The following is a 21,237-nucleotide window of genomic DNA, read 5'->3' as shown; positions in this document are numbered from 1 at the left end:
AAAAAATCATTTTTACTGAAACATAACCATGACCTGAAACTTTTTAAACAAAATAATGGACTGCACAATTACCCAAAAAATATGCTTTTTAGAATTACCGATAAGGCTATAAATAAGATTTTAGTGTGATTAAATAATCGAGTTGAAATTATTCAAAATAATTTAATTATATTAATAATTTAAAATTAATTTTGTAAAAAATATTCAGGAGTCTATACCATTTAATTAGATAAAATGCCTAAAATTTAATTTATACTCATAAATCATGTTAATAAATAGCTACTGAGTTTAAGAAAATTGTGGAAACGAGTCTTTTTTGTTCATTTACGGTTTAACGTTATTATTAACAAAATTAAGAAAAAAACGCATTTTTTGGATAGAAGTAATTCAATGAAAGATATTTATCATTGCTAGTAAAAGTAACGGTATAGTGCCATAATAACAATATTACATAATCCATATTAGGCATTTTTCTTAAATTAACTTACTGTTTAACTTGAGTTATTTTGCTATAAATTTAAATTAACGTATCCAATATAGAAAAATGAAAAAAAAGCATATTCAACAAATATTAGCTGTTTTGCCTAACGATATTACCTTAGTTGGCGAAAAAATAGATTATTTAGATTATCAAACAATAGCCATAGCAAAAAATATTACGGCGCTTGATGCTTATAAGATAATGACATCTTATCAGCCTAAATGGTTAGAGTTTCTATTTAAAATAAGAGATTTTTTAGTTAGATTAGTTGGAATTAAACCTGTTCATGGATTTAATAAGCCTGAGCCACCCCGTCACAATCTTGAAACTTCAAATACCCTCCATTTTTTTACGATTATTGAACAGACTGAAGATAAACTCATATTACAGGTAAAAGACTCGCATCTTGATGTTTGTCTATGCTTACGGATTACTAATAATACGGAGAAGACTAATATAATGTATCTTATTGCTTCAGTTAATAATCATAACTTTTGGGGAAAATTATATATGATGCCAGTTTCTATTCTTCATCCATTTATAGTTAGACAATTATTTCGTAATTTTAAATAATAAAATGATGATATTGATGTTTTGTTATTTGGTGTTGTTCTTTTAGTTTTAATTATAAAAAGATAAAAAATTCTGATTACTTTCAGATGGATTTTATTTTTAATTAATAAGTTAAAACATAAATAAAAACACAAAGAAAACTAAGGAATGGCAATTTTTATTGATATTGAAAACATGATAATAAAAAATAAAACTAATGAAAAAGCCCCATTTAGGCGAGCTAAATGAGGCGGTTCGGATCGATTATAAATGCTTATTGCACACCTGGAATGGTATATTCCATGATGAGTAATAATGTTGGTAAAATAAAGATTGATAAAACGGTTGAAGCAAAGAAAATGCTTGATGCATGTTCTTGTTCAACATTCCAGTTATAAGCTAAAATAACCGCTGTTGATGCCGTTGGCATTGCAAGTAAGAAAACTAACTCTTCTGCTTCCATTCCTGTGATACCAAATAGATGTACAGCAATTAACGCAACAACTGGTGTAAAGAAGCTTTTCAAAACTACGTTGATCATAAGTGGTTTTGACATTTTTAATTTAACACCATAGATACCCACACCTACCGCAATTAACGAAATGAAGTTACAAGCATTAGACATGATATCGAAAGTGTTAAATATAAAGTGTGGCATCCAAGTCGTACCATCAGTCACACTCACCACTAAACCAAGAATAACACCTAAGAACATTGGTTTCATCAGTGAACTTTTTACTGCACTAAAAACCATTGCACCCGTTACTTTACCACCTGATATTTTGGTGTCACATAATTCTAATAGAAAAATAGTCATAGGAATTAATGACAATGCCACAACAAAGTTAGCGACTGCAACAGAAATTGTAGATGAGGCGCCTAACATTAACGTTAAGAACGGAACCCCCATTCCACCCATATTTGGGAAGCAGCATAACATTGAACTCATGGCTGTTGATTTGAGATCTTTATGTAGAACGTATTTATTCACTAAGAAACAAACGATCCATAAAAATGACATCGTGCAGAAAAAGGCAATCATCCAAATACCATTGAATATTTGCGATGGTTTAGCGTGTGATGTATGCACAAATAGTAATGCTGGGAATACAAAGTTAGATACAAGTCCAGATAATAATTTTTTAGAATCTTTCGTAAATATTCCTTGCTGTACACACAACCAACCAAGAAAAATAAGTAAAAAAACCGGAAGACAAGAACTTACAACTTGTCCAACTGCAGACCAGATTAGATTCATTTTTTTAAAACTCCTAAAATAATATTACTTGAAATACAAATTCGGTAATTGTTCGGTAACTTTTGATTAGATTTTTTTTAGACCGAGCTAAAGCGGATAACAAAGTTGAATGTATTTATTACATGTAAAAATGCATGTTTGTTTTTTGAAATTCTATATTGCTTAATGTTGTTTTACATGATGTAAGCTTAACTGAATACATTGTTAATATGTCAACCTTTGTTATATCAAATGGAAAATTCTGTAAATTGCGCGGTATTATACTTATTCTTTTTTAACTTGTGTTAAGCAAGGTCTGCAACCTATCTTAAAAAGAATAAAAAATCATTCAATTTTGCTTTGACGCCACTAAATGGCGAAGTTTTATTTCATAAAAATCAATAAATAAGATCACAGAGAAAACGCGTGTTAAATTATGGTAAAAGTTAATTTGACCATTAACTCTTTTGTTTTGCTGCTTTTTATAACACTTTATTAACAATAAAAAGCTACTAATTTTATAGTTAAAAAACTGATTTAATTTGTTTATATAAAAGAATGACAACAACATGTAATTACTTATCTTTATATTATCAAGATAAATAATTAACATAACAGATAGTGAATTATGTTTTTAAACTATCAATGAATAATTAATACAATGTAAGCGATTTATATGGCATGACAAAATCAATAATGTCATTTGGACTATTTTTAAGTTAAAAATTGCTTATCTTTGCCCTACTATTTTTAATTCCACAAGAATTGGAAAGCCCAAAAATGTTAGCTGTTGCTTAATATCAATTGCGTTTTTTTGCTCAATTTCTATTTTTTTACAGTCAAAAATTTTTGTATCAGCTATTTTATACTGTATATTTATACACATATTCGTTTTTTAATATGTCTATAACTTTATGTCCATAACACAATGAAGTAGATTTATATGTTAATTTTAAGGAGAACGTACTTGCGTAATAATTGTATTATACTTGGCATGGTTAATACTGCCGATAAAAATTATTTAACTTTAATTGATACGCCAGTAAGAGCTGGATTTCCATCCCCTGCAGATGATTATTTGGAAACGAAACTTAATTTGACTGAACATTTAGTAAAGCATCCTAGCGCAACCTATTATATTAAAGCCGTGGGCGATTCTATGATCGATTATGGTATTTTTAGTGGTGATTTGTTAGTTGTTGATCGTTCTTTGGAGCCTAAAATCGGTGATATTGTAGTTGCCGCTGTTGATGGTGAGTTAACATGCAAATGTCTTGGAATATTCGATAACCAGCATCATTTATTGTCAGGTAATTCTCTTTATCCGCCAATTCCCTTAGTGGGGAAAGATGTTCATATTTGGGGGATTGTTATACATACCATCCATTCATTACGAAAAAGAGCACATGTATGATCGGTCTAATTGATTGCAATAATTTCTATGCTTCGTGTGAACGCGTTTTTAATCCTAAATTAGAAGGAAAACCAATTGGGATCTTATCCAATAATGATGGCTGTGTTATTGCACGTTCAAATGAATTAAAACCATTAGTACCTATGGGGATGCCGGCTTATCAGATCCCATCTAAAATTCGTAAACAAATAATTTTGCTAAGTTCAAATTATGAACTTTATGGTGATATGAGTCAGCGGGTCTTTGATACTGTACAAAACCATACCCCGAGTATTGAGCTTTATTCTATTGATGAAGCTTTTATTCAACTAGATGGATTTACAGATATAACAGCACATTGTTTAAAAATAAAAAATGTTGTAAAACGAGATACGGGTATTCCTGTTAGTATCGGTATTGCTCCAACGCGAACATTGGCAAAGTTAGCTAATCATATAGCCAAAAAACAAGCCATTTATCAAAATGTTTATTGTTTACCCACAGATGAAAAATCACTAAAAAATATATTAGAAACTTTTTCAATTAATAATATTTGGGGCGTAGGTCGACATATCGCAAACAAACTAAATAGAATCAATATTCATACTGCATGGGATCTGCGTCAAGCTAATCTAAAATATATTAGAAAGAACTTTTCGGTAACGCTAGAACGAACCGTATTAGAATTACAAGGTATTAACTGTATTGAGTTAGATGACCTATCCACTCCGAAGAAAAATATCATGATATCACGTAGTTTTGGTCGTTTAACGAGTACACTATTTGATTTACAAGAAGCGATTCGTCTGCATGCAAGCCGTGCAACTGAAAAGCTTAGACAACAACAATCTGTCGCTAGCGCTATTCTAGTCTTTTTAAAAACGAATCGCTTTTGTGACAATTCAAATCAATATCACCCATCAATCGTAGTACCACTCTCTTTTCCAACAGATGACTCACGATTAATTATTCACGCAGCACAAAAAGGTTTGCTGGCAATATATAAGCAAGATGTTTTATTTATGAAATCAGGGATAATGTTATTGGACCTAAAAATTAAAAACAGCCATTCACAACCAGACTTTTTCACTACACCTTTAACAAATCCATCGCTGCATAAAAACGACAAACTTATGAAAACAATTGATAGCATTAATCAAAAAATGGGTAAAAATACGATCCAATTAGGAGGAATACAAAAGTCTGCGCCTTGGCAAATAAAACGTCAATTATTAAGCAAACGTTATACAACTCATTGGAATGAATTACCATTAGTGAAATAAATAACTAAAAATAGTAATCATTATTATATATAATAAGCTCAAGGGTAACATTGATTCTAGCGATGGATATTGAATATCCTCAATAATTGACCATAACATAAAAACGGATTGATTAGGATGAAAGATACAGAATTAGAAATAGAAAGACTCAAAACGTTAAGTACTACATTGAATCATAAAAAGTGTGTTTCAACTTATAAATCAAAGCTACAACAAGATCTCTCTAATATACCTATATTAAAACCACTGCTGGTTGTTGTATTAAATGGATGTAAAATCGTTGGTAATGAAACCAAAGTCGCATGTAATGTAGGTAATTTTGTTTTTTTTACTGATGTACAAACAATGAATATGCGAAATATTCCTGCCAATACCAATTATTTTGCGGTACTCGTTGAATTTGAATTTTCTGATTTTGATAATAATATAATAAATAATAATACTAATAAATCTGAAACATACACATTTGGTAAAGCTAATAACGCTTTATACAAATGCATATCTCAGCTTATTGAATGTTTAGATTGGGCAACAGAAGATATAATAGAAAACCGAAGAAAAGAGATCATCAATTTATTAGTTAGTTCGGGATATCCAAATTTAGCTTACCTCCCTAGCCAAAAAGAAACAACCCTAAAAGTTATCGAAATATTTAAAAGAAACGACAATAAAAAAATTACAATAGATGACGTAAGTAAAGAAATTTGCATGAGTAAAGCGACGTTATATCGCAAATTAAAGTTTGAAGGGGAAAATATCCAAAAAATAAAAGAAAAAGTGTTAATGGGACGTGCGCTTCACTTATTACAAACATCGAGTCTTTCAACAGAACACATTGCCACAATGGTTGGTTATTCATCTACCGCTCGATTTTCTCAACGATTTAGAGCTTATTTTGGATTATCACCAAAAGAGTTAAAAAATACCAAACGAAATTAATCGTTTTTTAATATAAAAATCTCATTTAATTGGGATTTTTTTTAATATCCAATATTTGTTGGATAAAGTTAGTCCAAGTAAAAGTTTTTATCATTTTAAAATATCAGTATTTTTTTAAGATAAATTTTTAAACACAAATAGATTACTGCAAATCAGTTATCAACAAATTACCCTATTTATGTAGAATTATAATTATTTATCTTAAAAACAATTAGTATCAAAGTTAGATAGTATCAGTGGAGTTCGGATTTGCACAAAAAGAATTAATAAACGTTAAAAAACTAGGTTGGAGTTTGCAATAATGCCTTCCATGGCAAAATTGCAAAGGCTTTTAGTGATACCAGTCTTCCATGGGTAATAAGCCAAAATGACCTTTACTTTGATACCAATTAAATCAGATATTTTTTCCTTAGAACTATTTCCCTTTATAACTAATTCCTTTTAGTTCTAATTCCTTTTAGAATTAAAAGGATTAATACTGATTTTTTTACACTATCAAAATATCCATAAAATGACAGTATTTCTATAAATAGCCTATCCCAAACTACAATGTTGGTATGATTTAATACCCAACCTCATTTGCGATATGTGCTAAATTATAACAAGTAATTTTGTAAAAAAAATAACAATTAAATTCATTTTATTAACAAAATCTTTCAATTTGTTTACATAACCTTAAGATTGAGATTTACAAGTCGCATGACATGATGAGATTTGCACGATTTCTTAATGCTTACTAATTGATAATTAATAAGAAAATATACATATCTATCTATTTGAGAGGATACAAATATTGTACCTTTTTATTTCTAATTTATACAGATAAGTAACATTTTTATTCAAAATCATGATTCATTGTTTTTTGAAATAGACTCAAATGATCTATTTATATTGAATACTATTGCCTAGTTCTAAAAAATTATATTTAGATTTTTTATTAAAGATATTGTACGTTTTGTTATGTAAACCACTTGAGTCATTTTGAAATAACTTATTAATTTATTATAATTTTTTTCTAATTATGAAATCAATGACAGATCTTATTATGGTTATAAATTAGATGTACTGATTTAATATTACCGAATATCTTATTCTGTATAGATACCTTTTGTATGCATAAAAAAATGTGTCTATTGCAATAATAGTGATGAAAAAGAATAACAAGTCAAAAAGAGACAAAATAAATCATTTTGTCATATTATGAAGATATGGGATCTTATGATCCCATATTGACAATTGAACTACGGAAACGTTTAAGGGCAATGAGAAAGAACACACAACCAATGGCTAGAAGCCAAGCATAGGAAGTCCAAACTACACTTAAACCGGCACCACGATATAAAATGGCTTGCCCTAATTCAACAAAGTGAGTGGTAGGTGCAAACAACATAATATTTTGAACCACTTCAGGCATACTTTCACGTGGCGTACTGCCACCAGAAAGCATCTGTAACGGCAGAAGAATTAAAATGAATAACATCGCAAACTGTGCTGTTGATTTAGCGACGGTAGCCATAAAGATACCAAGTGACGTTGTCACGAATAAGTGCAGAGCGGCACCAATCAAAAATAGAGTAATCGATCCCTCAATTGGTACATTAAGCCAACCTTGAACAACCACTAAAAGAGCTCCCCATGTTGAAACCAGAACGACAAGACCCATAGACCAAACTTTTGAGATCATAATTTGAAATGGTGTAACTGGCATTGAAAGTAAGTGATCGATAGTGCCGTGTTCACGTTCTTTCATTAAAGCAGCACCTGTCAAAATAATCGACAAAGTAGTAACAATGTTAATAATTTCAACAACCGAACCAAACCAAGAGCGGGTTAAATTTGGATTAAATGCTGTATGAACTTCAATGTTAACCGGTAAACTGGTTGGTTTATCTATTTGATTGAAATATTTTGTTATTTCGTTATTCACGATTTGAGTAATATAGCCATTTCCAACAAACGCCTGCCCCATTCGCGTCGCATCAACATTAAGTTGAATTTCAGGGCTTTGATTATTTAAGACATCGCGTTGAAAATTAGGCGGTATATTTAATGCAAAGGTATAAGTGTCTGTATCCATTCCACGATCGACAACATCCATTGAATGTAATTTAACGGGTTTATTAAACATTGGTGGATAAAATGCCGCAATAATTTGCCTTGATAAAGGCGAGTCATCTTCATCAACCACTGCTATCGAAGCATGATGAAGCGAATCAGAAGTTGCTGTTGCAGCAGAATAAATATCAATTGTAAAACAGTAGGCGATTAAACATAACATGATTGGATCACGAATTAATCCCCATAATTCTTTAATACCTAAGCGATAAATATTAATAAAACCTTGCATAATATCTATCCTTCTTGTTTCTTGAGGAGAAATATACTTGCACCAAGTATAATCGGAATGGTAATAAGTAATACAAATATTGAGTTATGTAAGTCAAAAAGTCCTAATGCTTTATTGAAAACACCTCGCGCAATAACAAGCATATGACTTGTTGGATACACCTCACCAATATATCGCCCAATACCCTCTAAAGATGCTACTGGATTAAGTAATCCTGAGAATTGTATTGCGGGTAACATCGTACCAACCGTGGTTAAAAATATAACTGCAACTTGACTGCGTGTCACTGTCGAGGCAAGCAATCCAAACCCTGTTGCAATAACACAATAAGCTAATCCAGCTAAACATAAAGTCAGGAAGCTTCCTTTTATCGGCACATCAAATATGGTGATAGCCATAATCAGGAGTAATAAGAAGCTAAGCATCGAAATAACAATATAAGGAACTTGCTTACCTAATAAAAACTCTGTTCTTGTAACAGGAGTAACATATAAATTGATGATTGATCCCATCTCTTTTTCACGAACAACGGATAACGCTGCTAACATAGATGGAATCATTAATAATAGAATTGGAATTACAGCCGGAACCATTGCCTGTAAACTTTTAACATCAGGATTATACCGATATCGAGTTTCAATGTTTGCTAATGCGCTAGATTCTGTTCCAGTTGTTGTTTTTATTTTTTCACTTAACCAAGCAAGATGCATACCTTGCACATATCCTTTAACCGTATCTGCTCTAGACGGCATAGCACCATCAATCCAAATTCCGATATTAACTGGATCTCCACGTTGTATATCTCGTCCAAAATTAGGCGGTATCTCGATAGCTAAAGAGATTTCATTACTTTTCATCCTTTGATCCATGTCATCATAATCAAGAATTGGCGATTTTTCGATAAAATAGCGCTTAGATCCTGAAAGATTAAGAATGTAATTTTGACTGGTAATACTTTGGTCACGATCTAACACCGCAAATCTTAAATCCTGTACATCCATGGTGATACCGTATCCCATAACCAACATTAAGATTGCTGAACCTAAAAAGGCTAATAAAGCACGCAAAGGATCACGTGATAACTCTAATGTTTCACGCCACAAACAACCAATCATACGAGTCAAGCTAAATCCTTGTAGATGATGGGTATCTTGGGTTACCTTAACGGGTTCATTCGTTACAGTTTTGGATGTTTCACTCTCCTTTTCATCCATATTTGTATCATCTGCCCCTGCATCAACTAAATAACGGATAAACGCTTCTTCCAGAGTGTTCGCATTTTTAGAATGAATAATATTATCAGGTGTATCACTGGCTAATACTTTACCTGCATGCATTAATGAAATTCTATCGCAACGAGCAGCTTCATTCATAAAGTGAGTGGTAATAAATACGGTTACTTTATCCTTTCGGGATAGTTCAATAATCAAACGCCAAAAGTCATCACGAGCAATAGGATCGACCCCAGAGGTAGGTTCATCCAGAATAAGAATTTCAGGATTATGAACCACCGCAACCGATAAAGAAAGCCTTTGCTTAACACCTAAAGGTAGACTTTCCGGCAAACTTTTTACGTCATTTTCTAAACCAAAACGTTTAAGTAATTCATTAACTCTTGCTGGTATTTTGCTTTCTTCAATACCAAATAGGCGTGCATGTAAAATGAGATTTTGTTCAACAGTTAATTCACTATAAAGCGAAAATGCCTGAGACATATAACCTAAATGGCGTCTAACATTGATATCACTGGCATCGACAGGTTTACCAAATAACCACGCTTCGCCTGATGATATCGGTAATAATCCAGTTAACATCTTCATGGTTGTTGATTTACCACAACCATTTGATCCTAAAAAGCCAAATATCTCACCTTGTTTAATTGAAAAATTAACATGATCAACTGCAATAAAATCGCCAAATTGTTTGGTTAAGTCTTTAGCTTCGATTGCAACTTGTAAATCTTGATTTATGGCTAATGGGGGGATTTCGACGGCTTCATAACCTTCCCTAGCATCTTCTGGCATTAACTGAATAAAGGCATCATCTAAATTATTTTTACCCGTTTTGGCTAATAATGCTTGTGGAGTGCCTGTTTCAAGAATTTTACCGCCATACATTGCAACCAACCAATCAAAGTTTTGCGCTTCATCCATATAAGCCGTTGCGACAATCACACTCATTTGCGGTCGTTGTTCACGAATTTTATTGATTAATTGCCAAAATTGCGCGCGAGAAAGAGGATCAACTCCCGTAGTCGGTTCATCAAGAATAAGTAAATCAGGGTCATGAATCAGAGCAGAACATAAGCTGACCTTTTGTTTCATACCACCTGAAAGGCGACCCGCTGGTCTGGATAAAAAGGGATATAAACCCGTGCTTTTAGTTAATTCATCAATACGGCGTCGTCTTTCCGCTGCGTCATTACCAAATAGGCGAGCAAAAAATTGTAAATTTTCTTCAACTGAAAGTGTAGGATAGAGATTTTTACCTAATCCTTGTGGCATATAAGCAATGCGTGTACAAACGTTTTTTCGATGCGATTTATCTTTCATATCACCATCGAGAACGTACACTAATCCTTCTTGAATAACATGTGCCCCTGAAATCAATGATAATAGACTGGATTTACCTACCCCATCAGGTCCAATCAATCCCACCATACATCTTGGTGGGATTGCAATACTGATATCATTGAGTGCACAAGTCTTTTTATATTTTAAGGTTACATTACTAACATTTACTACAGCATCATCAAGGGTTTTACCTTCAGCAAGTAAAGCTAAATCCTTTTTATCCGATTCTGACATTTGCTATCTCCAATTATTTTGTTTGGCATTTTGCAACATCAGATAACTCTGAAGGCCACTCCGTATTAGGATCAAGTCTTACCCAAGCAACACCGGGAAGACCTGTTTTAACGTAGGTAATATAACATCTTAAAAGTTCTGGGCTTAATTGCGCTCTTACTCTAAACATCAATTTTTGACGTTCATCTTTTGTTTCTACAGTTTTAGGCGTAAATTGTGCAACACTTGAAACAAATGAAATTTTGGCAGAAATGGCTTTTTCAGGTAAAGCATCAAGAACTAATCGAACTTCATCACCAATAGCGACTTTACCTACAATGGTTTCAGGTAAAAAGAATGTTAAATACACATCTGATAAATTGACCAAGTTCAAAACTTTACCGCCAGAAGGTAAGACTTCACCAAGTTGAGCGATACGATATTGAATACGTCCATCAACAGGTGCAGTCAAAGTACTGTCATCGATATCAGCTTGAATTTGTCTAATATTTGCTAGAGCAACGTTTATTTCTGATTGAGCACTTTCAACTCCTGCTTGCGCAGCTTCAATTGCTGCATCGGCAGCCGCTACTTGGGATTTAGCGGAATCTAAAGCGGCTTTTGCGCTATTGACTTTAGCGGTATCATCATCAAATTGTTGAACTGAAATGGCACCTTTTTGATAAAGTGTAGCCGTTCTTTGTAAATGTTTATTCGCAATATCTAAATCACTTTCTTTTTGAGTAACGCCTGCTAATGCAGCTACTTTATCACTCATTTTTAAGGCAACTTGAGCTTTTGATGTAGCTTCATTACTCATTGCTTGTCGATGTTGTGCTTGGGCTTCATTTAACTTAGCTTGCAAAGTATCAGTTTGCATGATAACCAGAGGCTGACCTGCTGTGACAAATTCACCTTCATCAACATTAATTTTTTCAATTCTACCTGCGAGTTTGGTAGATATGTTGATTTCGGTTGCTTCTATACGCCCATTACCACTAATGAAATCGGGTCCATAACCATCGGTTTTGAATTGTTGCCACAAAACAAAACCAAGCACGACAACGATAAACGCGATAATGATCCATTTCTTGCTAATATTTTTCATGAATAATGCCTTGTTTGAATATAATTAATTTTTATAAAGACTAAATGAATAATAAATTTTTGTAAACTTTATCCATATGGTTTAAATAATAACAAAAGTTCTTTATAAATAAAATAAACACAATAGTTAACAGCAAGAAATGTTAAAAATTTGAATTTAAATTATTATTTTAAATACCCTGATATGCAAATAATCATCTAAGTGCTATTCTTATCACCTTGTAAAAGGACATATTGACTATTTTTTTAAGGTGATTTCTATGGCTCTTCCATCTTTTTTAACACTATATAATGAACTTATCTCAACCCCAACAATTAGCAATGTTACTAATGAAAAATTAGATTACTCCAATAAAATTCTCATCGAAAAATTAGCATCGTGGTTTTCGGATTTGGGTTTTACTATCGATATACAACCCGTTCCGAATACTCGCGATAAATACAATATGCTAGCAACGTATACCAATGATGAAAATAGCACACAAGGTGGATTATTACTTAGTGGCCATAGTGACACTGTCCCTTTTGATGAAGGACAATGGACAAAAGATCCTTTCAAATTAACCGAAGAAAATAACAATTTATATGGACTTGGTACTGCTGATATGAAAGGATTTTTTGCTTTTATTTTAGATGCATTACGAGATATAGACCTAAAAAAACTGACTAAACCAATCTATGTACTTGCCACTGCCGATGAAGAAACTTCAATGGCGGGCGCATCGTTTTTTGCCCGACAAACACAATTACAACCCGATTGTACCATCATTGGAGAACCCACCTCATTAATCCCTATCCGTGCTCACAAAGGATTTTTATCTAACTCAATTAAAGTTATTGGTAAATCTGGTCACTCAAGCGATCCAGACAAAGGTATTAACGCTATCGAAATTATGCATTTAGTCATTGAACGTTTATTACTCCTTAAACAAAAATTTAAAGAACAATATCATAATGAAGGCTTTAGTGTGCCCTACCCGACTCTAAATTTAGGTGTAATTCATGGAGGCGATGCAGCAAACCGTATATGCGGCTGTTGTGAATTAATTATTGATATACGGGTATTACCAGATAATGATGTTGATTCGCTCTATAATGCATTATGTGAAGCATTGCAACCTGTGATGGAGAAATACCCTAATCGTATAGCAGTAGAATATGAAGTCTCACCAATTCCAGGCTATGAGTGTAAAAAAGATCATCCAGCATTACAACACATAGAAAAATTAGTCGGTCATCAAGCACAAACCGTTAATTACAGTACTGAAGCCCCCTATTTAAATCAAATTGCTCCAACCATTGTTTTAGGACCAGGATCGATTGAACAAGCTCATCAACCTGACGAATTTATTTCGATGGATTTTATAAAACCAACAAAATTAACTATTGAAAATTTAATTAAAGATTTCTGTCTTTAGTCATATAAATACGCCGACCATGTCGGCGAATAAAGTTTTTTCAGATTATGATAATGGGTCATCTTTATGATTATTTCCCCATTGGCAAAGCATATCTAAAATAGGAACTAAAGATTTACCTCTTTCTAATAACCCATATTCCACTTTAGGCGGAATTTGCGGATATTCTTTTCTAAAAATTAATTTATCTTTTTCCATCTCTTTTAGGGTATTACTCAGTGTTTTAAAAGAAATATTATTAATGCTTCGTTTAAGTTGATTAAATCGCATTGTTGGCTGATTCTCGTTTAACCAATAAAGAATCACAATCTTATACTTACCTCGAATCATTGAGAGTGTGTAATTAAATCCACTATTCTCAAAATGCTCTTCGGCACAATGATGATTTTCCATGTTGACACTTTCCATAAAGATAGTACATAACGGTAATTACCGTACTTTAAAATTAATCGTATTAATATTAGTATGACTTAATTATTGATAATAATATAGAAGGAATATTTTACAATGAAACGCACTTTAGTGATTGTTGCTCATCCTCACTTAGCCTCTTCAAGTGTTAACCGATGTTGGATTAATAGATTAAATCAGTATTATGAACAAGTAACCATACATGATTTATATTCTTACTATCCCTTTTTTAAAATAGACTCTAGTTTCGAACAAAACTTAATTGAAAATCATCAAAATTTAGTAATTCAATTTCCGATATATTGGTTTAATTGTCCACCATTATTAAAACAATGGTTGGATGAAGTTTTCACCTATGGATGGGCATTTGGTGCCATGGGCGATAAATTAAGAAGTAAAAAAGTAGGTTTAGCGGTTTCGGCAGGTATAAAGAAAGCGGACTATTCTAAAACCGGACATTATAAATATACACTTGAGCAAATTCTCAGCCCTTTTGAATTAACAATAAATTACGTTCAGGCTGATTATCAGCCCATTTTTGCAATTTATGGCGCAAATAATGAGCCAGATTATCCAGATAAAATTACACAAAAAGATATCGATAAAAGTGCAGATGATTATGTGAATTGGATGAAAAAATTAGGAATGCTAATTTAAAATAGGTCATTAAAGTTCATTCATGCTTATTACTAAATAAATCTACTATGACTAAAAAATTAATAAATATACGGCATATTTATTAATTTTTTCTAATGTAATTGGCATTTGATGATTTTATTCTGAATAAAAAATGAAACGGTATAGACTCCTGAATATTTTTTACAAATATCTATAATTTTTAGGCTCAATTAGCTTTTCTTGCAAAATTTTATTGCTGACTGAAATATCAGCAAACTAGACAATAATGTCGGCATATTTTCTATATTTGGAAGGTGGCAAAATCAGTTGCGATTTCAGTATGGTTAAAAATGTTCTTAGCCTCATTAACTAATTTGGCATTGTCATTAAGGGAATATCGAGGGCTTATATGCGTCATAATCAATCTTTTAACATTGGCTTGTTTAGCAATCATCGCCGCATGAACAGTAGTAGAATGACCTCGCTCAATTGCTTTTTGTTCTAATGCATCTTCTTGCGTTGCTTCATGGACAAGTACATCAACATCTTTAGCTAATTCAATTGAAGCATCACAAAGTATTGTATCGCCTAAAATAGCCAATTTTTTCCCTTGTTTAAAATCACCAAGATAATTACGACCATCGATGACACGACCATCGGCTAGTGTTACTGTTTTGCCTTCTTTTAAATAGGCATAATGTGAACCAGCATTAATATTATCTTGCTGTAATTTGTCGATATCTAAGACAGGTGGCAAATCCTTTTCCATAACACGATAACCAAAACAAGGTACTCGATGCGCTAATAATTTGGCTTCAACCCGAAATTTAGTATCTTCAAATACTAAACCATCTTGCTCAAGTTCAATAATGTTTAAAGGATAAGTTAGCCAAGAATAACTAATATCAATCACAGTTTGAATAAATTGTTTGATACCTTTGGGGCCAACCAAAGTTAGTTCTGATTGATTTTGGATTAATGAACGTGTAGTTAAAACACCCGGTAAACCAAACAGATGATCACCATGTAAATGTGTTATAAAAATTATCTCTAATTTGGCTAAGCTAAATTTTGCTTTCTGCATTTGCATTTGAGTTGCCTCACCACAATCAAAAAGCCATAATCGCCCTCTCTCTTGTCGGAGATCGAGCATAATACTACTTACATTCCGCTCAGCGGTTGGTAAACCTGCGCTTGTTCCTAAAAAAGTTAATTTCATAACTATATCAATCTGTTGTTGGATGTCTTATTACATACTGAGAATAACAATACCTAACTTTATTTAGATACAATAAGTAAAAAAAATTCTATAACAGTTACCATCAATTAGACCGATATAGATCAAGTTGTTTTGCTCGTTGAAAATTTAGTTCGGCTAGACAAGAGAATTTATACATATTTAGAGCATTACCAATTGCTCCGCCCCCTAACGAATAAGCAAAGTCACACTGTAAATCACGATATTTAATAAATTCTTTATTAGCTTTTTTAAGTTTATTTTTTGCAATTACGATATACTCTTTGTCTTCATCCCAATTTGAAAGTGCATTAAAAAAATTCTGCTGCGATTTATCTAACTCAGCTTGACTGGTATAAAAAATTTTTTCTAAACATTCAGTCAGTTCTGCTTCTGAAAGAGTATTATTACTGCAATAAAGCCGTAATTCATATTGATTTAAATTAGCGTATTTTGAATCAGCAAAAACAGATAATGGTGTAATAATAATAAATATAATCATTAATTTTATTATTTTCATATAACTTAAACATCCTGTAAATAACAAAAATTTATTTAAAATCGTGATTTATGTCATAAATCAAACGTTTTTACGTTCGATAGTTTGCTCACCCCAAAAGAGCTTATCGGCTTTGGTTTTAGCAAAAGCGAGTTTTAATACTTCATCGCTTCCTTCTTCCCAAATCTGTTCTGCTAGTTTTTCATCATCATTAGCTAATTCAAAAATAGCTTCGGCAATCTCAATAGAAGTTTCACGAACACTAGCCCAAGAACGAATATCATGTATATCTTTTTTGGTTGGATTCATTTTATCACTCCTCTTTTGGTTGATTAGGTGTAAAATAACCCCAAACTATGCAAATTACAATAGGCAATCGCTTATGCTAACGATTATTTCTCCGTCTAAAACGCTTGATTATCAAAGCCCATTAATAACTAAAAAACATACTTTGCCACAATTTATTTCGTATTCAGAAAAACTCATCACAGATTGTAAAAAATTAACGGTTGATGATTTGGCTAAACTGATGTCCATCAGTCCTAAATTAGCTGAGATAAATCATGAACGTTTCCAAAATTGGCATTCTGATTTTAATTTAAATAATGCAAGACAAGCGATATTAGCTTTTAAAGGGGATGTTTATGAGGGGCTTAATGTAGAAGATTTTAATGATAATGATCTTCAATTTGCTCAATCACATTTACGAATACTGTCTGGACTGTATGGTGTATTAAGACCGCTTGACCTAATACAACCTTACCGTTTAGAAATGGGCATACGTTTAAAAAATGGCAATAACAGTAATCTTTATCAATTTTGGGGCGATCATCTAACCGATCATCTCAATAAAGAACTCAGCAAATCCACTCATCCGACCTTAATCAATTTAGCGTCAAATGAATATTTTAAAGCCATTAAAACTAAACAGTTGAAAGCGACAATTATTCAGCCCATTTTTTTAGATCAAAGCAAAGGCGAATATAAAGTTATTAGCTTTTACGCCAAAAAAGCGCGTGGACTTATGAGCCGTTATATTATAAAAAATGGCATTGATAAGAGTAATGATATTAAAGATTTTAATCTTTCTGGTTATCAATTTGACTCGAAACGGTCAACTGAATTAGATTGGTACTTTATTCGTAATCACCAATAACATAATCTTTATGAATTTTTTGATAACATTATGGGCACAGTTTTTATCTACTCTGCCCTTATTTATTTTAATATTGCTTGGATTTTTAGCTGTAAAGTTAGGTCGATGGCAAAAAACGGTCACGGATAGTTTAACTAAATTTACCTTTTATATTGCATTTCCAATAATGCTATTTCAGATAATGAGTCACTTTTCTGAGCAGTCAGAAATTGATATCAAACTGTTATTGGTATTTTTTGGTGGTTCGTTTATCGTATTTGCTTTTGGTTGCTTAATTGCATCGAAAATATTCAAATTAAATGGTTCTCAAAGCACTTTATTTGCAATGGGAGGCATCTACACCAATACTGTCTTTGTTGGTATCCCAATTATAAAAATGTTACTCGGCGATCAAGCTATTCCCATTGTCGCCATCATTGTTATATTTAATGCATTAATATTGTGGACGTTAGCAACCGTATCAATTGAGTTTGTACAAATGGGTAAACTCTCGGGGCGTAGCTTTATAAAGGCACTAAAAAATGTCTCAAAAAACCCGATTATTATTGGTATTTTCACAGGAATTGCCGTCAATTATATCGGTTTACCAATACCCAATTTTATTAATCAGTCAACGAAAATGGTCAGTGATATGACCGCACCTTTATCACTTATTGTATTAGGTATGGGACTTGCGGAGTATAAAATCCGCGACCAGTTTCTAATTACGGGTTCGATCTGTATTTTAAAATTAGCGATTTTACCGATTGTAACCTATATAGTTGGCAAACTGTTAGGATTACCGACTTTAGAGTTACAAGTTGTCGTATTATTAAGTTCGGTATCTATTGCCATCAATTGTTATATGATGGCAAGACAATTTGAGGTATTGCAAGGTCCTATTGCATCAAGTTTACTAATATCAACGGCATTATCATCTGTGACAACACCATTGATATTATCCATCATGACCCATTTACCTTAGTTAGAAGAACGATTTTTAATTTTGTAGTGTAGGATTAATGCTAAAATAATGACTACACTACCTAATATAAAACGCCCCCAATCAAGTGACTGATGCCAAATCACTACATTAACAATAATGCCAGTCGGAATGACCACATTATTCATAATTGCTAATGTTCCAGAATCGACTTTAGTCGCACCATAATTCCATAAAAAATAACATAATCCCGATGCAATTACGCCAAGCCAAATAATAATACCCCATTGTACATTAGTAGTTGGTAATTTGGATGCATCACCGAATAATAGCCAACCAATTGCTGCGACAATGACTGCACCTAAATAGACCCATGCAAAAGCTTGATGTTGTGGTAATGAGGTAACTTCCATAATTCTTTTATAACCAACCTGCCCTAAAGCAAAAACGATATTGGCTCCCTGAATTAATAAAAATCCAATGATAAAATTTGTACTAATATGGTCATAACGAATAATAGCCGCTCCGATTACGGCTATAATGGCAGTAAAAAGATAACTCAACCGTAACGGATGATGTTGCAATAAATCATAAATAACCGTGACGTAAATCGGTGTAAAAATAGTAAACAGCAACACTTCAGGCACTGAAATATATTGGAAAGAGTTATAATAAAAAAAGTACATGATACCTAATTGACAAGCCCCAACGCCCATTAAAAGTAACATCGTGTTTAGTTGAATGTTTCTAAAACGTAAAAAAGGCAGAAAAGTAATAAAGGCAAGTAAAACACGCATTACAACCGCAAACCAAGTATCAACCTGTCCACTTAAATAGACCGCTATAAAACTAAACGAGAATGACCAGACCAAAGTCACAAAGATAAGATAAAACATAATAAAATGAGTTAAATAGTAATAAATAGGCACGCATCGTAACAATTCATCTATCAGTTGTAAACCTTTTGAAATATAAATTGATTACAATGGTTAAAAGGGTTAATTACTCTATCCATCTATTTATTCATTATTTTTTTAATATAGATATTAATAATTTGTAATATCAATAAATCCTACCTTAAAACATAATCGCCTAACGGATAACTGATACAGTTAAAAAATGAAAGATCCTCAAAAAAGGCATTTTATGGCATAATGTGCGCCAAATTACATTTCAACTATTTTGCTTAAAGAGATAGATATCTTTAAAGCAAAATGTATTTAAAGCGAGAGAAAAGTTTAGTGTTAAGTACAAATAACATCACGATGCAATTTGGCAGTAAACCTTTATTTGAAAACATATCTGTTAAATTTGGCAATGGTAATCGTTATGGATTAATTGGCGCCAATGGAAGTGGCAAATCAACTTTTATGAAGATTCTTGGTGGTGATTTAATACCAACATCAGGAAATGTTGCATTAGATCCACATGAGAGATTAGGTAAATTACGCCAAGACCAATTTGCTTTTGAAGAATATACTGTTCTTGATACTGTGATTATGGGACATACTGAATTATGGGAAATCAAGCAAGAACGTGATCGCATTTATGGACTTCCAGAAATGAGCGAAGAGGATGGTTTTAAAGTCGCCGATTTAGAAACTCAATATGCCGAAATGGATGGTTACAGTGCTGAAGCGCGTGCGGGTGAATTATTGCTGGGAGTCGGTATTCCAATTGAGCAACATTATGGATTAATGAGTGAAATCGCGCCCGGCTGGAAATTGCGAGTACTTTTAGCCCAAGCTCTGTTTTCTAATCCGGATATCTTATTATTAGATGAACCGACCAATAACTTGGATATTGATACCATTCGTTGGTTGGAAGATACCTTAAATGAACGCGAAAGCACCATGATCATCATTTCGCATGACAGACACTTTTTAAATATGGTCTGTACTCATATGGCGGATATGGATTATGGCGAGCTTCGAATCTATCCAGGTAACTACGATGACTATATGACTGCATCCACACAAGCCAGAGAACGTTTATTAGCCGATAATGCCAAGAAAAAAGCTCAAATTAGTGAGTTGCAATCTTTTGTCAGTCGTTTTAGTGCGAATGCATCAAAATCCAAACAAGCGACTTCTCGGGCAAGACAAATTGAGAAAATTAAACTTGAAGAAGTTAAAGCATCAAGCCGACAAAATCCATTTATTCGTTTTGAGCAGGACAAAAAATTATTCCGTAATGCTCTAGTTGTTGAAAACTTAACTAAAGGATTTGATAACGGACCGCTATTTAAAAATCTAAATTTAATGGTCGAAGTTGGCGAAAAAGTGGCTATTTTAGGAACTAACGGTATTGGTAAAACAACATTATTAAAAACATTAATGGGCGAACTAACGCCAGAACAAGGTGATATTAAATGGTCTGAAAATGCCAATATTGGTTATTATGCCCAAGATCACGAATATGAATTTGAACAAAATCTAACTGTGTTTGATTGGATGAGTCAATGGAAACAGCCAACCGATGATGAGCAAGCCGTACGCAGTATTTTAGGTCGCTTATTATTTTCACAAGATGACATTAAAAAACAAGTTAATGTCCTCTCTGGTGGTGAAAAAGGACGTATGCTATTTGGTAAATTAATGATGCAACATCCAAATATTATTGTGATGGATGAACCGACTAACCATTTGGATATGGAGTCGATTGAATCATTGAATATGGCATTAGAGCTTTATCAAGGAACGCTATTTTTTGTATCACATGACCGTGAATTTGTTAGCTCACTTGCTACTCGGATTGTCGAAATCACCCCAGAAAAAGTGATTGATTATACAGGTAATTATGAGGATTACTTGCGTAGTCAAGGAATTGAGTAACGCAAAGATATCTTTAA

Annotated in this window: 18 protein-coding genes; 9 read left to right on the top strand and 9 right to left on the bottom strand. The window is 32.7% G+C overall.

The window, feature by feature from the left end:
* Positions 1–544 precede the first annotated feature (544 nt).
* The gene (locus tag H3S73_RS04555) at positions 545–1,054 is read left to right on the top strand and encodes a DUF2867 domain-containing protein (RefSeq protein WP_198235954.1); all 510 of its coding nucleotides are present in this window, start codon (positions 545–547) and stop codon (positions 1,052–1,054) included.
* Between the two features lie 253 nt (positions 1,055–1,307).
* Here the strand turns inward: H3S73_RS04555 and H3S73_RS04550 are convergent, their stop codons facing one another.
* Positions 1,308–2,291 (bottom strand): AEC family transporter, encoded by a 984-nt coding sequence (locus H3S73_RS04550; RefSeq protein WP_025315506.1) that lies wholly within the window; start codon positions 2,289–2,291, stop codon positions 1,308–1,310.
* 946 nt (positions 2,292–3,237) lie between these two features.
* On the opposite strand from H3S73_RS04550, the gene H3S73_RS04545 reads away from it, so the two are divergent.
* The 3 genes from H3S73_RS04545 to H3S73_RS04535 all read left to right on the top strand — a co-directional run bounded on the left by H3S73_RS04545 (position 3,238) and on the right by H3S73_RS04535 (position 5,885).
* On the top strand, positions 3,238–3,684 hold the full coding sequence (locus H3S73_RS04545; protein ID WP_198235953.1) for a LexA family transcriptional regulator: 447 nt from the start codon (positions 3,238–3,240) through the stop codon (positions 3,682–3,684).
* Positions 3,681–4,946, top strand: coding sequence for a Y-family DNA polymerase (locus tag H3S73_RS04540; protein ID WP_144091477.1), 1,266 nt, complete (start codon positions 3,681–3,683; stop codon positions 4,944–4,946). The genes H3S73_RS04545 and H3S73_RS04540 overlap by 4 nt, the downstream gene beginning before the upstream one ends.
* A 117-nt stretch (positions 4,947–5,063) precedes the next feature.
* The gene (locus tag H3S73_RS04535; RefSeq protein ID WP_198228317.1) at positions 5,064–5,885 is read left to right on the top strand and encodes a helix-turn-helix transcriptional regulator; all 822 of its coding nucleotides are present in this window, start codon (positions 5,064–5,066) and stop codon (positions 5,883–5,885) included.
* A 1,216-nt stretch (positions 5,886–7,101) separates the two neighbouring features.
* Here H3S73_RS04535 and H3S73_RS04530 read toward each other — a convergent pair.
* From H3S73_RS04530 to H3S73_RS04520, 3 genes are read right to left on the bottom strand one after another with little or no spacing between them, the layout of a single operon-like run.
* Positions 7,102–8,232 carry an ABC transporter permease gene (locus tag H3S73_RS04530; protein ID WP_198228319.1) on the bottom strand — a complete coding sequence of 377 codons (1,131 nt, stop codon included), beginning with the start codon at positions 8,230–8,232 and terminating at the stop codon, positions 7,102–7,104.
* 5 nt (positions 8,233–8,237) lie between these two features.
* Positions 8,238–11,039 carry a ribosome-associated ATPase/putative transporter RbbA gene (gene rbbA, locus H3S73_RS04525; protein ID WP_198228321.1) on the bottom strand — a complete coding sequence of 934 codons (2,802 nt, stop codon included), beginning with the start codon at positions 11,037–11,039 and terminating at the stop codon, positions 8,238–8,240.
* 13 nt (positions 11,040–11,052) lie between these two features.
* Positions 11,053–12,126: an HlyD family secretion protein gene (locus tag H3S73_RS04520; protein WP_198235952.1), complete on the bottom strand. Its 1,074-nt coding sequence runs from the start codon at positions 12,124–12,126 to the stop codon at positions 11,053–11,055.
* Between the two features lie 253 nt (positions 12,127–12,379).
* Between H3S73_RS04520 and argE the strand changes: the two genes are divergently transcribed.
* The gene (gene argE / locus H3S73_RS04515; RefSeq protein WP_198236095.1) at positions 12,380–13,543 is read left to right on the top strand and encodes an acetylornithine deacetylase; all 1,164 of its coding nucleotides are present in this window, start codon (positions 12,380–12,382) and stop codon (positions 13,541–13,543) included.
* 45 nt (positions 13,544–13,588) lie between these two features.
* On the opposite strand, the gene H3S73_RS04510 is transcribed toward argE, so the two are convergent.
* On the bottom strand, positions 13,589–13,936 hold the full coding sequence (locus H3S73_RS04510) for a helix-turn-helix domain-containing protein (RefSeq protein ID WP_198228325.1): 348 nt from the start codon (positions 13,934–13,936) through the stop codon (positions 13,589–13,591).
* 114 nt (positions 13,937–14,050) lie between these two features.
* Between H3S73_RS04510 and H3S73_RS04505 the strand changes: the two genes are divergently transcribed.
* Entirely contained in the window at positions 14,051–14,611 is a 561-nt protein-coding gene (locus H3S73_RS04505; protein ID WP_198235951.1) for an NAD(P)H-dependent oxidoreductase, read from the top strand.
* A gap of 262 nt (positions 14,612–14,873) precedes the next feature.
* Here H3S73_RS04505 and rnz read toward each other — a convergent pair whose 3' ends face one another.
* The 3 genes from rnz to H3S73_RS04490 all read right to left on the bottom strand — a co-directional run bounded on the left by rnz (position 14,874) and on the right by H3S73_RS04490 (position 16,617).
* Positions 14,874–15,791 (bottom strand): ribonuclease Z, encoded by a 918-nt coding sequence (gene rnz / locus H3S73_RS04500; protein WP_198235950.1) that lies wholly within the window; start codon positions 15,789–15,791, stop codon positions 14,874–14,876.
* Positions 15,792–15,894: 103 nt separating this feature from the next.
* Positions 15,895–16,329, bottom strand: a complete 435-nt coding sequence (locus H3S73_RS04495; RefSeq protein ID WP_198235949.1) for a lysozyme inhibitor LprI family protein — start codon at positions 16,327–16,329, stop codon at positions 15,895–15,897.
* Positions 16,330–16,389: 60 nt separating this feature from the next.
* The gene (locus H3S73_RS04490; RefSeq protein WP_025315495.1) at positions 16,390–16,617 is read right to left on the bottom strand and encodes a YccJ family protein; all 228 of its coding nucleotides are present in this window, start codon (positions 16,615–16,617) and stop codon (positions 16,390–16,392) included.
* 73 nt (positions 16,618–16,690) lie between these two features.
* Between H3S73_RS04490 and yaaA the strand changes: the two genes are divergently transcribed.
* Together yaaA and H3S73_RS04480 are read left to right on the top strand one after the other, a co-directional pair.
* Positions 16,691–17,464, top strand: coding sequence for a peroxide stress protein YaaA (yaaA, locus tag H3S73_RS04485; RefSeq protein ID WP_198235948.1), 774 nt, complete (start codon positions 16,691–16,693; stop codon positions 17,462–17,464).
* Positions 17,465–17,483: 19 nt separating this feature from the next.
* Positions 17,484–18,428 carry an AEC family transporter gene (locus H3S73_RS04480; protein WP_186279214.1) on the top strand — a complete coding sequence of 315 codons (945 nt, stop codon included), beginning with the start codon at positions 17,484–17,486 and terminating at the stop codon, positions 18,426–18,428.
* Here H3S73_RS04480 and H3S73_RS04475 read toward each other — a convergent pair.
* Positions 18,425–19,282 carry a carboxylate/amino acid/amine transporter gene (locus tag H3S73_RS04475; protein ID WP_198236094.1) on the bottom strand — a complete coding sequence of 286 codons (858 nt, stop codon included), beginning with the start codon at positions 19,280–19,282 and terminating at the stop codon, positions 18,425–18,427. The two genes, H3S73_RS04480 and H3S73_RS04475, sit on opposite strands and share 4 nt — an antisense overlap.
* 318 nt (positions 19,283–19,600) lie before the next feature.
* Between H3S73_RS04475 and H3S73_RS04470 the strand changes: the two genes are divergently transcribed.
* On the top strand, positions 19,601–21,220 hold the full coding sequence (locus tag H3S73_RS04470) for an ABC-F family ATPase (RefSeq protein ID WP_370528784.1): 1,620 nt from the start codon (positions 19,601–19,603) through the stop codon (positions 21,218–21,220).
* The last annotated feature ends 17 nt before the right edge of the window (positions 21,221–21,237 follow it).

This window comes from Gilliamella sp. B14384G12, assembly GCF_016101825.1.
GTDB classification, from domain to species: domain Bacteria; phylum Pseudomonadota; class Gammaproteobacteria; order Enterobacterales; family Orbaceae; genus Gilliamella; species Gilliamella apicola_N.
This window is presented reverse-complemented; position numbering and strand designations above follow the sequence as displayed.

Excerpts from the sequence above, each read along its gene's own strand:
- H3S73_RS04555 (WP_198235954.1), top strand. The coding sequence starts at position 545 with ATGAAAAAAAAGCATATTCAACAAATATTAGCTGTTTTGCCTAACGAT.
- H3S73_RS04550 (WP_025315506.1), bottom strand. The coding sequence starts at position 2,291 with ATGAATCTAATCTGGTCTGCAGTTGGACAAGTTGTAAGTTCTTGTCTT.
- H3S73_RS04540 (WP_144091477.1), top strand. The coding sequence starts at position 3,681 with ATGATCGGTCTAATTGATTGCAATAATTTCTATGCTTCGTGTGAACGC.
- H3S73_RS04535 (WP_198228317.1), top strand. The coding sequence starts at position 5,064 with ATGAAAGATACAGAATTAGAAATAGAAAGACTCAAAACGTTAAGTACT.
- H3S73_RS04530 (WP_198228319.1), bottom strand. The coding sequence starts at position 8,232 with ATGCAAGGTTTTATTAATATTTATCGCTTAGGTATTAAAGAATTATGG.
- rbbA (WP_198228321.1), bottom strand. The coding sequence starts at position 11,039 with ATGTCAGAATCGGATAAAAAGGATTTAGCTTTACTTGCTGAAGGTAAA.
- H3S73_RS04520 (WP_198235952.1), bottom strand. The coding sequence starts at position 12,126 with ATGAAAAATATTAGCAAGAAATGGATCATTATCGCGTTTATCGTTGTC.
- H3S73_RS04510 (WP_198228325.1), bottom strand. The coding sequence starts at position 13,936 with ATGGAAAATCATCATTGTGCCGAAGAGCATTTTGAGAATAGTGGATTT.
- H3S73_RS04505 (WP_198235951.1), top strand. The coding sequence starts at position 14,051 with ATGAAACGCACTTTAGTGATTGTTGCTCATCCTCACTTAGCCTCTTCA.
- rnz (WP_198235950.1), bottom strand. The coding sequence starts at position 15,791 with ATGAAATTAACTTTTTTAGGAACAAGCGCAGGTTTACCAACCGCTGAG.
- H3S73_RS04495 (WP_198235949.1), bottom strand. The coding sequence starts at position 16,329 with ATGAAAATAATAAAATTAATGATTATATTTATTATTATTACACCATTA.
- H3S73_RS04490 (WP_025315495.1), bottom strand. The coding sequence starts at position 16,617 with ATGAATCCAACCAAAAAAGATATACATGATATTCGTTCTTGGGCTAGT.
- yaaA (WP_198235948.1), top strand. The coding sequence starts at position 16,691 with ATGCTAACGATTATTTCTCCGTCTAAAACGCTTGATTATCAAAGCCCA.
- H3S73_RS04475 (WP_198236094.1), bottom strand. The coding sequence starts at position 19,282 with ATGTTTTATCTTATCTTTGTGACTTTGGTCTGGTCATTCTCGTTTAGT.
- H3S73_RS04470 (WP_370528784.1), top strand. The coding sequence starts at position 19,601 with ATGTATTTAAAGCGAGAGAAAAGTTTAGTGTTAAGTACAAATAACATC.